9 protein-coding genes are annotated in these 13,178 nt (G+C 41.6%); 2 read left to right on the top strand and 7 right to left on the bottom strand.

Annotated elements, in window-relative coordinates:
• Nucleotides 1-12 precede the first annotated feature (12 nt).
• The 5 genes from C8D94_RS08585 to cysQ all read right to left on the bottom strand — a co-directional run bounded on the left by C8D94_RS08585 (nt 13) and on the right by cysQ (nt 4,008).
• The gene (locus tag C8D94_RS08585) at nt 13-1,269 is read right to left on the bottom strand and encodes a sulfate adenylyltransferase subunit 1 (RefSeq protein WP_115123507.1); all 1,257 of its coding nucleotides are present in this window, start codon (nt 1,267-1,269) and stop codon (nt 13-15) included.
• An 87-nt stretch (nt 1,270-1,356) separates the two neighbouring features.
• Nucleotides 1,357-2,262, bottom strand: coding sequence for a sulfate adenylyltransferase subunit CysD (gene cysD / locus C8D94_RS08580; RefSeq protein ID WP_115123506.1), 906 nt, complete (start codon nt 2,260-2,262; stop codon nt 1,357-1,359).
• Nucleotides 2,255-2,851 (bottom strand): adenylyl-sulfate kinase, encoded by a 597-nt coding sequence (cysC, locus tag C8D94_RS08575; RefSeq protein WP_115123505.1) that lies wholly within the window; start codon nt 2,849-2,851, stop codon nt 2,255-2,257. Before cysC ends, cysD begins: the two co-directional genes overlap by 8 nt.
• Nucleotides 2,848-3,279: a DUF2061 domain-containing protein gene (locus tag C8D94_RS08570; protein ID WP_115123504.1), complete on the bottom strand. Its 432-nt coding sequence runs from the start codon at nt 3,277-3,279 to the stop codon at nt 2,848-2,850. Before C8D94_RS08570 ends, cysC begins: the two co-directional genes overlap by 4 nt.
• Nucleotides 3,280-3,282: 3 nt before the next feature.
• Nucleotides 3,283-4,008, bottom strand: a complete 726-nt coding sequence (gene cysQ, locus C8D94_RS08565; RefSeq protein ID WP_394340212.1) for a 3'(2'),5'-bisphosphate nucleotidase CysQ — start codon at nt 4,006-4,008, stop codon at nt 3,283-3,285.
• A 249-nt stretch (nt 4,009-4,257) separates the two neighbouring features.
• On the opposite strand from cysQ, the gene C8D94_RS08560 reads away from it, so the two are divergent.
• Nucleotides 4,258-4,752 (top strand): Dps family protein, encoded by a 495-nt coding sequence (locus C8D94_RS08560; RefSeq protein ID WP_115123503.1) that lies wholly within the window; start codon nt 4,258-4,260, stop codon nt 4,750-4,752.
• Between the two features lie 65 nt (nt 4,753-4,817).
• Nucleotides 4,818-5,684 carry a hypothetical protein gene (locus C8D94_RS08555; protein ID WP_115123502.1) on the top strand — a complete coding sequence of 289 codons (867 nt, stop codon included), beginning with the start codon at nt 4,818-4,820 and terminating at the stop codon, nt 5,682-5,684.
• Here the strand turns inward: C8D94_RS08555 and C8D94_RS08550 are convergent.
• On the bottom strand, nt 5,668-9,339 hold the full coding sequence (locus C8D94_RS08550) for a BamA/TamA family outer membrane protein (protein ID WP_147278522.1): 3,672 nt from the start codon (nt 9,337-9,339) through the stop codon (nt 5,668-5,670). The genes C8D94_RS08555 and C8D94_RS08550 overlap by 17 nt on opposite strands.
• 9 nt (nt 9,340-9,348) lie before the next feature.
• Entirely contained in the window at nt 9,349-13,086 is a 3,738-nt protein-coding gene (locus tag C8D94_RS08545) for a metallophosphoesterase (protein ID WP_115123500.1), read from the bottom strand.
• Nucleotides 13,087-13,178: the final 92 nt, after the last annotated feature.

Below are 13,178 nucleotides of genomic sequence, written 5' to 3'. Positions count from 1 at the left end.
TTATTTAGAACCCTACATTATCATCCCCGCAGCGACCGTTTCGTGCGTGGCATCATCTATAAGTACAAAACTACCGGTTACACGGTTGTCCCTGTACTCGTCCATCATTAAGGGGCGCGTGGTACGTATCTTAACACGGGCAATGGCATTCATCTCCAAGGATTTGTCTTCCTCTTCACGAGCATAGGTGTTTATATCTATCTTATAGATAACTTCTTTTATCATGGCCCTTTGCTCGTTACTGGTGTGCAGGATGGTGTATTTTGCTCGTGGACGCGCTGGAGCATCGTTTAACCAACATAGCATTGCGTCAAATTCCTGCACAGGCTCTGGCTGGTTATTCTTTTTTACGATCATATCGCCACGGCTTATATCTATATCATCCTCTAGGGTAATGGAAACCGACATAGGAGCATACGCCTCTTCTAGCTCGCCCTCAAGGGTATCGATGGTCTTGATGGTAGATGTGAACCCAGAGGGCAGTACAGCTACTTCATCACCGGGCCTAAAGATTCCGCTTGCCACTCTTCCTGCATAACCACGGTAGTCCAAAAATTCTTCGGACTGTGGCCTCAACACTGTTTGAACGGGGAAACGTGCGTCAATCTTATTGAGGTCGCTACTTATGTGAAGTGTTTCCAAGGTGTATAACAATGGAGCTCCTTTATACCAAGGTGTGTTCTCACTTCGGTTTACTACATTATCGCCCAGCAATGCACTTATGGGTAAAAACTGAATGTCCTTCACATATAATTTTGAAGCAAAACTCTCAAATTGTGAAACAATCTCGTCGTACACCTTTTCAGAGAAATCCACAAGGTCCATTTTATTTATACAAACGATCACATGTGGAATTTGCAACAACGATGCAATAAACGCGTGTCTCTTTGTTTGCTCAATTACACCGTGCCTGGCATCAATTAGTATAAGTGCAGCATTTGCAGTAGAGGCACCTGTAACCATATTCCGGGTGTATTGTATATGCCCAGGGGTATCGGCGATGATAAATTTACGTTTTGGCGTGGTAAAGTATCGGTATGCCACATCTATGGTAATACCTTGTTCCCTTTCATCCTTAAGCCCATCGGTAAACAGTGCGAGGTCTACACCTTCATGCCCTTTGCGCTTACTGGTGGTTTCTACGGCTGCCAGTTGGTCTTCAAATATAGATTTACTATCATAGAGCAAACGCCCAATAAGGGTGCTTTTACCATCGTCCACACTTCCTGCCGTGGTAAATCTTAATAATTGGTTTGTTTCTAATTTCATAGTTATTTAGGTAATTTGTTGATTGGGTGTTGTTAAATGATTGAAACATCCCCCTAGCCCCCCTTCAAAGGGGGGATTCTATATTTGTTAAAAATATCCCTGCCTTTTCCGGTCTTCCATAGCTGTTTCGCTTCGTTTATCGTCGCTACGGTTACCGCGTTCGGTCTGTTTCATTGCTGAAACCTCAGCAGCGATTTTTTCTAAGGTATCTGCATCAGATTCTATCCCACCTGTTATGGTGATATCGCCCAAAGTCCTGAAACGTATCTTTTTCGTCTCCACTTTTTCGCCCTCCTCCAATTTCAGGAATTCTGAAACCGGTATCCAAGAGTCCTGTCTCCACACAACTTCGCGCTCATGGGCAAAATATAGAGAAGGTATTTGTATATTTTCTCTCAGAATATAATTCCATACATCCATCTCGGTCCAGTTACTTATAGGGAATGCTCTAAAGTGTTCGCCCTCAAAATGTTTCCCGTTAAGCAGGTTCCACAGTTCTGGTCGCTGGTTTTTGGGGTCCCACTGTCCAAAATCGTCTCTATGTGAAAAGAAGCGTTCTTTGGCGCGGGCTTTTTCTTCATCTCTTCTACCACCACCTATGGCGCAATCTACCTTGTTCTCCTCGATAGCGTCCAACAAAGTGGTAATTTGCAATGCATTTCTCGTAGCATTTTTTCCACGTTCTTCAGCTACCCTACCTTGGTCTATACTTTCCTGTACTGAACCTACTAGTAATTTTACCCCTAGGGATTGTACAAGATCGTCCCTAAACTTTATGGTCTCAGGAAAATTGTGCCCTGTATCTACGTGCATTAAAGGAAATGGAATTTTTGAAGGATAAAATGCCTTCTTGGCCAAGTGTGTGACCAAAATTGAATCCTTTCCACCTGAGAAAAGGATCACGGGATTCTCAAACTGGGCCCATACTTCACGGAGTATGAAGATAGCTTCAGATTCTAATTCGTCTAGATAATTTAAATAATACTTACCCATTGGTATGTAGTTTTTTGTCTATGTGCTGTAGAATGATGTCTACGGCATTTTCAACAGTTGTTTCTATGGTATTTATTTGTACATCTGGAGCCACGGGGGCTTCGTAAGGAGCGTTCACTCCTGTAAAGTTAGTTATTTCACCGGCCCTTGCCTTGGCGTACAGTCCTTTTACGTCACGACGCTCACATTCTTCTACCGGGGTATTCACAAAAACTTCAACAAAGTTATCGTGCCCCACTATATTTTTTATGTTTGCCCTGTCTTCAGCATAGGGTGAAACAAATGCTGCCAGTACTACCAACCCTGCATCGATCATTAAGTTTGAGACTTCCGCGATGCGACGGATATTTTCAGTTCTATCTTCTGGGGAAAAGGACAGGTTGTTGTTCAACCCCTTGCGTACGTTATCGCCGTCCAAGGTATAGGTGTGTATATTTTTTTTGAAGAGTGCTTCCTCCACGGCATTGGCAATGGTAGATTTACCTGAACCCGATAGTCCCGTAAACCAGATTAAAAAAGCACCGTGGCCCATTTGGAGTGCCCGTTGCTCCCTTGAAACACTAAAGTGATGCGGAACTATATTCTTCATTCTTTATTTTTTCTTTTTGAAAGACCAAAGTCTATTTTATACCACACACGTTCGTGAACGTAATACAGTAACATCTTGGTCACGACCTCGGCAAAACCTATCTTTAATCCAGACAATGGGTTGCCAGAGATTATCCAAGCTAACACAACGGTGTCCAAAGTACCAATAAACCGCCACGTAACCGTTTTAGCCAAGTGACGTTTGCGGCTGTCCAGTGTCCTGCCGTCCTTGTCCAGGTTTATTTTGTACCAAACCCGTTCGTGCAGGAAATACAGTATAAGTTTGGTCACTGTTTCGGCAAGACCAATCTGTAGCCCTGTAAACAAATCGCCAGTTACAAACCACGACAAAAGTATGGTATCTATGGTACCTACCAAGCGCCAGGTTATCGTTTTGGCCAAATGGCGTTTGTAAGAGCTATCTGCCATAACCTATTGCACCAAAAAATACGGGTTCAACAGGTCTTCCTTATTGTATTTTAACGGCTTTCCTGTTTTTGTTTTCACAACATCTACACCTACGGCTTTACATATTGCATGGCCTGCTGCAGTATCCCATTCCATAGTTGGGGCAAACCTAGGGTACACGTGTGCCTTACCTTCGGCTACGAGACAAAATTTCAACGAACTTCCCTTGCTCACTATTTCTGTTTCTTCGGTAAGAGAAGCTATAAAATTTTTTGTGTCCTCGTTCAAGTGGGACCTGCTCCCTACTACTTTTATAGGGGGTTGCTTAGAGGTTGTGGGGTGTATTTCTTCAGCATTATCAAGAATATATCTGTAATGCTCCAGAGTATCATCTACCACATATTTGAAACTTTTTGTACCTACAGAGTTTGTAAAATATAATTCTTTTGAAACAGGTACATAAATTATCCCCAACAATGGGATACCATTTTTAACAAGCGCTATGTTTACGGTAAACTCGCCGTTTCGCTTTATAAATTCCTTGGTGCCATCCAACGGATCTACAATCCAGCACTGTTCCCAGTTTTTTCGTATCTGGTAGTCTGTTTGCCTATTCTCTTCGCTTATTATTGGGATGTTCGTTTTCAACAAAAACGAATTAATCACCTCGTTGGCATTCTTATCGGCCAAGGTTAAAGGCGAATCGTCTCCTTTTTGTTCCACATTAAAATCTGTGGCATAAACCTCCATAATCTCCTTGCCCGCAAGTATAGCGGCTTTAATGGCCGTAATCAACAACTCTTTCACTTCTTTTTCTTTAAGCGGCAAAAATACTATTTTAAAAAGCAAATAACTAATGATTCAGAGTTATTTACAAGTGTCATGTTTTTCTTAAAATGACAGTGCATTCAGTTAAAAAAAATCCAAAGCTTTGTATTTAATTGGTATTGGGATTTACAGCCTTTATCTTTGTATATAACTTAACACAAATTACTAAATATGAATTACTTGAACTTAGATAAAGAAAAAATTAAGGCAACTGCCAAAGAACTGGATATCCTCTTGGCAGATTATCATTTGTACTATCAAAAACTACGTAATTTCCACTGGAACATAGTAGGTAATAGCTTCTTTGTACTTCACGAGAAATTTGAAGAATTGTATGACGATGCAAAACTGAAGGTTGACGAAATTGCCGAACGAATCCTTACGCTACGATTCCAGCCCGTGAGCAATTATTCAGACTACTTGAAAATCTCCAACTTGAAGGAATCACCTTCAGAAATGAAGGATACCGAAATGGTGAAAACCCTTCTAAAAGATCATGGCGCTATGCTCAAGCAAATGCGTTCGGTAATAGAAAAGGCCGAAGAAGCGAACGACGAGGGCACCATCGACCTGATAGGCGGCTATATTGCAGACCTAGAAAAAACAAGCTGGATGTTGGATGCCTGGGCCATGCAAACTTCCAGTACGCACCCAGAGGCCAAGTAATTTCACAAAACCCAAAACCTCCCCAGCTATGTCCGCATACCCTTGGGAGGTTTTTATTTTATACTATGCGATTGTTTTTTATTCTATGTATCGGCTTGTTTGCCCTTGTGGGTTGCCAAGATTTTGGAAAGTTAAAGATTATAGCGTCCGTACCTGCCTCCCTAGAGGAGATCAGCGGGATTGAGCAGATACCTCAAAGTGAACTTATTTGGGCGGTTTCAGACTCGCACAACGATGCCACTTTGTTCGGGTTTGACGCAAAATCGCAAAGCATCAAAAAAGTTTTGAACTTGCACGGTATTACAAATGAAGATTGGGAAGATCTGGCCGCAGATACACAAGCAAATATCTACATTGGCGATTTTGGCAACAACAAGAACAAGCGCAAGGAGTTGGCAATCTATAAGGTGCCTAACGTTTCAGAAGAAAAAGAAAAGATAACCGTTTACACCACTACTTTTACCTTAGAGGATCAAACCGAGTTTCCTCCCAAGAAAAAACACCGCAATTTTGATGTGGAGGGTTTTATTTTTTATAAAAATAATTTTTACCTGTTTACCAGAAACCGAAGTTCAAAATTTGACGGTACCGTAAAACTTTACAAACTTCCTGCAACTCCAGGACATCACACCGCAAAAGTAGTGAGCACCTACAAAACTTGTGACGACAAGAAACATTGCCAAGTTACGGGCGCCACTATAAACTTTAATACCGGAATGGTAGTACTGCAGGGGTTTTCAAGAGTTTGGGTGCTCCAAGATTATAAAGGGGATAATTTCTTTAGTGGTAGCATACAAGAAATTGACCTGGGCCACCATTCCCAAAAAGAAAGTGTTTGTTTTAAAAACGACACTACACTCTATATCGCTGATGAGCAAAATGGTGTGCTTGGCGGAAACGTATATGAGCTAACACTCAATATGAAAAATTAAAACCGAACTGCAACCGTGTCCCTTCTTCACTATAAAATGTGCTAATATTGGCTTGTATGGAATTTGTCCACCGCAAACGCAATCCCCCTCCGTATGAGGTGTGCCAGTTGTCACTGGTATCATTTTGAACCCAAACGCGCCCTACATCATACCCGGCATACACCACCAGAGCCAACGGAAACAGAAACGTCTTCATTTGTTGAAACCGGTAACTTACGTCTGCATTCCCCAAAAAGGCATGTCTTCCTGTAAAACGTTCATTTCTATATCCCCTAAGTCCATTATGTGCGCCTAGCTGCGGACTTTGGAAAAATGTAGGTGTATCGCCCACAAGCAAATGTGTTTGTGCATGGGTCTTGAGTATAAGCCTATTGTTACTCAACAAAGAGTTGTAAAAAGTTAGGGTACTCTCAAGAAAACCTGTAAGGTTGTTGTTCTCAAAAGCATCTATACCGCCAATTGTAGTTGCGAACAACATTCCCTTGGTGGGCACAAGCCCTTCATCTATATTCTCAAATTTATAGGTTACGCTTGGTTTGATAAAATAATTTCTTTCCCCAAAAGAATCAGTAAGTTGCTGATTGATAAAGTTATCACCATTTTTAATTATTTCAACCGTTTCAATAAGTACTTTAAATTGAAAGGAACTTCCATAATCTGAGTCTCGTTCCAAACCAACACCGCCATTGATATAGCTTAGGTTAATCCTATTAAAATCCAGGCTTAAAGTGTCATCCCTATTTTCAGTATCATTACCAAAACCGAAGAAATTTTCGGTATAGTTCCGTGAGGTAAACTTTCCATCAAAAACTAAATTGGCGTCCCCAAAAATTGCAGCGTATCCTTTTTGGAAAGAAAGCAGTATTCCTTGCGTGATGGTTTGGTAATTAAAATTCAGGATGGTCCTTCTTCCGTAGGGATTGGTTATAAAGTCGTTCACATCTTTTTGATAGCTTAGACCAATTGCGTTTCCTACATCGGGATTATTTATAAGGCTAAGGCCTAAAGTACTTTTCTTTGTAGGTTTCCTTTTATAATCGTACAGGTTTGCTTGGTAGAAATTTGTAAACCTAAAATGTGCCCCTCCACGATTTTTTATAGTACTGTTCTTGCTTCTCCTATCGTACACTTTAATCCCTTTACCTTTTTCGATACTATAGGTGTCTTTGTTCTGTCCGCCTATAATCCTAATAAGTATAGGCTTTTTTGAATTTCCGGTTACCTCAAAAACATCATCGTCATCCAGCCCGTACAACCATATCTCTTTTGTTGCTTCACTGCTGAAGGTTCTTTTAAAAAGCTGTTCGCCTTTTTCGCCATCTTTTATCCTATATGCTGAAATTTCTGTAGAGCCATCACCGTTACGGAATATTTCAAAATAATCATCCTTGTCGGTCCCAGTAAGCATCTGGAATTTTATAAATTCATCATAGTACCGCTCCACGATTGAAGCTAAATTTTCTTTTCTAGCGAGAAAATGCTCTTTTATCTTGGCTATGGTTGTATCCTGAACCTCAATAGGAATATCCATGAAAGCCTTATTTATGGTCTCCCTAGTTATGGCGTTCTGTAAAAAGGTGGCTTGTTCCAGCCAAACGCTTTTATCACTTCTTTTTACAAGTGCCCTGTCCAATTTGCTTCCAGCTTCGTTAAACCATCTTACATCTTTTATATCGTCACCATAAACACCAAATTGGTTCACACTACCCATTATATTCCTGAGGGCATCCAAAAACCTCCCATCAAAATTTGCAAATACTTGGTCACGGTCGCGAGGGATTGGGACAAATTCCTTTTTTCCATCTTCATTTTCAAACTCTGCCCAGCGCCACTGGTCGCTATGCCTGTCCCAATCGCCTATAAGCATATCAAAAATACGGGCACGGATGTAAGCTTCTTCGTTGAGTATGTAATCTTCATCGTCACGCAGTGTTTCCAATAAATCGTCCGTGCTCTCAACATCGTCGGGATAGCCAAAACTCTTTCGGTTTTTAAAATCATCGGTAGGGCGCTCAACGATCATAAAAAGCTGGTCACCATATTCCTCATTGTATTTTCCCAAACGCTCTTGCTTGGGGACGTAGTATAACTCTGGAGTGGTATAAAAAACCTGTGCTGCCTTTGCGATTTCGGGTATGGCAAAAGCCCCATAAGGATGGGCCGCAGTGTAAAAGTCCAAAATAAGATCTTCTGGGACAGTGTTGGTAAAGTACTTTTCTCCGTTTACGCCCTTAAATGCGGTATTTTCCAAAAATTGTACAGCGCTTTTTTTTAGGGCCCGCATATTGTACTCCTTCCCGTCCTTAGTCACTAACCGCAGGGATTTGGTCTGGTTACCACCGCCTGGACGTACTACTTCCAGACCACCATAGAGCGTGTCCAAAACCGCTGTTTTGGCCTTTACCTTTGTGCCATAGACTTCACGGTAATGCGCTCCCCAGAACGACTTGAAGAAATCAGTTTTTTCTACAGCCTCTTCATCGTATACAGAGGCTTCAACGTATTCGGGAAATTTTGAGGGTATGGTATCCAGATTGGGTTTTTCTACTGCATCGAAAATGTTATGGGTGAAAATTCTTTCGGCATCAGTGGTTGCCGAAGTTTTATAATAGGAAACCCAAACGCTCCCCTCTTCCAGAACATCTACTCTTGCAAACCCATTTCCGCCGTAGGAGAAAATCCCATTATCACTTATCCCCACAGGTTTGGTCTCTCCCCCGCCTCCAGAAACAATTTGCTTGAAAGGATCCTGCTCTATGTACTGAAGGTTCTGCTCCAAACCAGAAATCAATAAAATCCTATGGTCCGGTTCATTAAATATGTTCCGTAATTCCGAAGCCATTTCATTGTATCTCTTATTGAATCTATCTTGGGTTGAGATACCGCCCTGTGACCTGATCTCTGCTACTAAAGATGCTACGCCGGGCAGCGGAATATTACCTTGTAATGGAAAAATATGGTCCCTAAACGAAAAGCGGCCTGCGTGATACCCATTGGTAAAGATTGGATGTGTCATAGCGACCAAAATCAACTTGTTGGCACTCTTTTTTATTTCCCCTTTTACCTCGGCCAGAAATTTTTCACGAGTCTTGATTTGGCATTTATCATTAAAATTAGGGTGTGAGTCCCAGTTTTCAATATACCATTGTGAGTTTATCACTATGAGCTGTATGTCCTCCCCTATTTCAATGCTCTCCAACGGACAGCCATTATTAGGGGTCATGAAATTTGTTTCGGTTTGAAGCTTTTCTTCTAGATAATCTTCCATAAACTCTAGGCCCTTCAACTTGTCGTATTTCCATTCAAATTTGCCAGGAATAATATGCACATTGGCTTTAGAAGACTGTATTAAAGCTGCCTTATCGTTAAGATCTTTAATTATCGCAGTTGAGTCCTTTCCCTTGATATTGTTACCTACAAAAAGGATACGTTTTTCTTTGGCAGGGTTCTCTAGGACTGCTTTCGTAAATACCTTCGTAAATTCCGGGTCACTCTTGTATGTATTTCCTGCTATGAAAAAAGATCTTGAAGTTTCTGAATTAGTGTAGGTCTCGTTTTCAATTCTATCTTCATCCAACATAATACCCCTAATGGCGCAGGACTGAAACAGAAAAGCACAGAGTATGATCGATATTGGGGCGTATTTATTCAGCATAGTTATATATTAAAAACCGAAATTAAGACCAAAAACAAAGCGGGTATCCTCGGTAGAGTGGAAAAGGCTTGAAGTAAATGTTAGGCCTCCACGTCCATTTAGCCACAACCCCCCTCCATAGCTATTGTGCCAGCGTTGTGAACTACCTGAAGGAGTCCAAACCCTACCAAGATCTGCTCCACCATAAACCCCAACTTGCATAGGGAATAATTCTATCCTAAACTCACCAAAACTGTATCTTACATCTGCACTGCCCACCAAGCTGGATTTACCTGCAAAACGGTCCTGCCTAAAACCACGTAGCCCGTTGGACCCTCCCAATGTTACAGCTTGGTAAAAATCGAACCTGTTCCCAAAATTGAACTGCCCCTGTACATTGGTGCGCAGGACTAATTTTTCGTTGGATGTCAAGCTGTTATAAAACCCTAACCTTGTATGCAAAAATCCGAAAACACGTTCCATTTCCTCAAAATTTTCGGTGATGCCCAAGTTTAAATCGAACAACATCCCACGAGAGGGATTGCGTGCATTATCGAAGCTTCGGTAGCTATAAATTCCTTCAAGGGTTCCATAGTATTTTGTATCTTCTGGAAGTGCTGCGTTCTCGGGGTTTTCAATTCCTGTAATAGTACTGTTTACCGTAATAGCTTCCAGCCTGGTTTGCAGTTTAAAAAAGCTACCAAAATAGGAGTTACGCAACAACCCAATGTTTCCGCTAAATGTCTGTACCTCTACCCTATTGGCATCGAAGCCAAGCGCTTCTTGTGGATTTTTAGTTTCGTTTCCGTAGCCAAAATAATTGAATACATAGTTGGGGCTGGTTACCCTACCGCCAAAACTAAGATTGAATGTTTTATAAAGGTTTGCTATCTCACCCTGGTAGGCAAGATCGAAACTCGTGGTGCCAAAATAATAATTTGCGTTTAAGCGGTGTCGTTTGGAGAAGGGATTACGGCTAAACCCATTTATCTCGTAAGTATATTGCAGGCCCACACGCGCATCGTAGTCTGGGTTGTATCCAGCGGTAGCGGTAAAATTGTTTTCACTGCCCACTTGTTTCCTATAGTCATAGGTGTTTAAAGTATACAGGTCTGTTAAACGAACCACGGCACCGTTTTTTTCAGCCACGGTATTGGGTTTACTCTTGTGGTCGTACACCCGGGTACGGTGGCTGTTTTTTATGGTATAGGTATCATGGCCGTGACCGCCTACCATCCTAACCAATGTGTGTCCTTTCCCAGTACCGTTTACCTCAAAATAATCATCGCCACCCAAGCCATAGACCCAAACTTGCTTGGTTTGGTCTTCGTAATAGGTCACTTCTTTCTGAAGTGTGCCTTTAGTTGTATTTATATAATCAAATTCCTTAACAATTGTACTGCCGTCCCCGTTTCGGGTTATTTCAAAATAATTGGCCCCGTCTGTTCCTTTGATCGTACGTAACTCATTAAGGTATTTGTAATAGGCTTGGGCAATTGTAACTAGGTTATCTCGTCTTGCCTTTAGGGTGGTTATGGTTTCTTCCAAGGATTCGTCCCTCGTTGCTATGGGTACATTATCGAAGGCAATGTCGATCACTTCATCTGTTAGCTGTGATTGTATTTTTTCTGCTACAAACTTCCATTGAGAGCTATTGGACTTTTGTAACAAGGCCCTATCCAAGATGATCCCTTCTGCGTTGAACCATTTAAAATCGGTTAAATTTTCAGTATATATATGGCGCTGATGACTACTTCCGAAGATAGATCTGGCAACATCCAGTATATCTCCGTCCAGACTGGCAAAGGCATCGTTACGGTTTCGCGCAATGGGCACGTACACACTGTCATTGCCCTTGGTGTAGTACAAGGCCCATCTCCAATGGTCCGGCTCACGGTCCCAATCTCCAATTAGCATATCGAACAGCCTTGCCTTGATATAGGTCTCTTCGTCTATCTTTACATTGTTCGCCTTTCGTAATTTCAACAAGATATCGTCCGTGGTCTCAATATCGCGGGCATACTGAAAGATACGGTCTCCCTCATTGTTTTCTGAAGGTGCCACAGAGATATAGTACAATTCGTCCCCAAAATCTGCATTGTAATTTTTTAATGCTCTCTGTTTTGGAACGTAAATTAAATTGGGTCTGTTCTGAAAGATATTGATGCTATCTGCAAGCGTTGGAATAGCCAGTGTAGCATAGGGGTGTGATGCTGTGTAAAATTCAGAGCCATATGTTTCGGGGGTTGTAAAATCTGTGTTTTGATCTTCATCTACATCTTGGTTTTCCGGATTCTCGTTTTTTACGATGTCACGCCTATCCAAAACTTTTAAAGCCTGCTTTTGAAGCGCGCGCAAGTTGTACAGGTTTCCGGCCCTGTCCCTAAGTATTAAGTTTTTATAGTCTTTTGTGTTGTTCTCCCGTACCACTGTAAGCCCACCATAGAGGGAGTCGAGATTTGCCACTTTGGCTGAAATGGGAGTTGCATAGGCATCCTTATATTTTTTACCCCAAATTGTTTTGAAAAAAAGCGCCTCGTTAATGCTGTCCTGTTTGTAGATAGGGGTGGTTATGGTCTCAGGGAACTGTCGTGGCAAGGTTGCCAAGTTAAAACTATCCTTGGCTTTAAATATTTGTTTTTCAAAAAGGAGCTTGGGGTGCTTTTCTTGGCCCACACCAAAATAGCGTACGTAGGTAGACCCATCGGTAAACACATCGTACACCGCAAATCCCTGTCCCCCATAACTGAACAAACCGTCCTTTCCCAATGCCGCAAAACCAGCTTTAGCACCTGAGCCTGACAATATCTGGACCAGCCCACCTTGCTCAATGTGTTGCAATGTATGCTCGTGGCCCGAGGCAAATACCAAATTATCAAAATTTCTGGCCACCGTTGCCAATCGGTTCATAAATTTGTTGGAGAGCTCGTTGTACCTATCTTGAACAGAGACTCCACCCTGGGCGCGTATTTGGGCCACAAGAGAAGATAAGCCCGGTAAGGGTATTTTTTTTTGTGTAGGGTACAAATGTTTGTTGGCCCCAAAAAAGCCACCGTGCGTACCATTGGTAAACATAGGATGGTGCATTGCGAACACGATGTTCTTGTTCTTGTTTTTTTCTAATTCCAACTCTAGTTCTATAAAGAATTTCTCTCTAGACTTTATCTCACAGTTTTCGTTGATGTTGGGGTGCAGGTTCCAATCTTCAAGATACCATTGGGAGTCTATCATTATTAGTTGAATATTAGGAGACACAGAAATACTTTCCAAAGGACAGCCGTTGGAGGGTTTTAATACTTCGGTGCCGGACATTTTTTGTTTCAAGTATTCTTGTTCCCGTAATAAACCTTCCAGACCGTTGTTGTACCAATCGTGGTTCCCCGGGATAAAGAATATATTCCCCTTAAAATTGACCATGGAGGCTACTTGGGCATCCAGCATATATGCAGCTCTATCCCTGTCTGGAGAGTTTTCTGGTGGTAGGCCGTCTGGGTAGATATTATCTCCCAAGAATATGGCGTAGTTTCCTTCGGTATCCTTGTCTTTTATATAATTCTTGAATGCTGTAAGTGCATCGCTCATTCCGCCTATGGGTGATTTCCCTGCATCGCCAATAAGATAGAATGTTTGCTCAATGGATTTATCTGAGGGGTATGTGTAGGTAATTTCGGTATCTCTGTATTGGGGGCTGTAGGTAGCACAGCTATAGAAAAATAAAATAAAGAGGAAATAAAATGGAAATACCCTTAGCTTCATAAAAAAGTTCATTTGCGCTAAATTACGAGTATCAGCTATTTTAAAACGTTATATTGCTGTTAATTTAGCGGTGCTTTCACGTACTAATAGTATTTTTTTTTAGT

It is taken from the genome of Marinirhabdus gelatinilytica (assembly GCF_003353425.1).
In the GTDB taxonomy this organism is placed as follows: domain Bacteria; phylum Bacteroidota; class Bacteroidia; order Flavobacteriales; family Flavobacteriaceae; genus Marinirhabdus; species Marinirhabdus gelatinilytica.
The sequence above is the reverse complement of the archived record's forward strand: the minus strand, read 5'-3'. Positions and strand labels throughout refer to the sequence as shown.

Coding starts and splice junctions, on each gene's coding strand:
- C8D94_RS08550 (WP_147278522.1), bottom strand. CDS start 9,339: ATGCTGAATAAATACGCCCCAATATCGATCATACTCTGTGCTTTTCTG.
- cysQ (WP_394340212.1), bottom strand. CDS start 4,008: ATGGAGGTTTATGCCACAGATTTTAATGTGGAACAAAAAGGAGACGAT.
- C8D94_RS08585 (WP_115123507.1), bottom strand. CDS start 1,269: ATGAAATTAGAAACAAACCAATTATTAAGATTTACCACGGCAGGAAGT.
- C8D94_RS08555 (WP_115123502.1), top strand. CDS start 4,818: ATGCGATTGTTTTTTATTCTATGTATCGGCTTGTTTGCCCTTGTGGGT.
- cysC (WP_115123505.1), bottom strand. CDS start 2,851: ATGAAGAATATAGTTCCGCATCACTTTAGTGTTTCAAGGGAGCAACGG.
- cysD (WP_115123506.1), bottom strand. CDS start 2,262: ATGGGTAAGTATTATTTAAATTATCTAGACGAATTAGAATCTGAAGCT.
- C8D94_RS08560 (WP_115123503.1), top strand. CDS start 4,258: ATGAATTACTTGAACTTAGATAAAGAAAAAATTAAGGCAACTGCCAAA.
- C8D94_RS08545 (WP_115123500.1), bottom strand. CDS start 13,086: ATGAACTTTTTTATGAAGCTAAGGGTATTTCCATTTTATTTCCTCTTT.
- C8D94_RS08570 (WP_115123504.1), bottom strand. CDS start 3,279: ATGGCAGATAGCTCTTACAAACGCCATTTGGCCAAAACGATAACCTGG.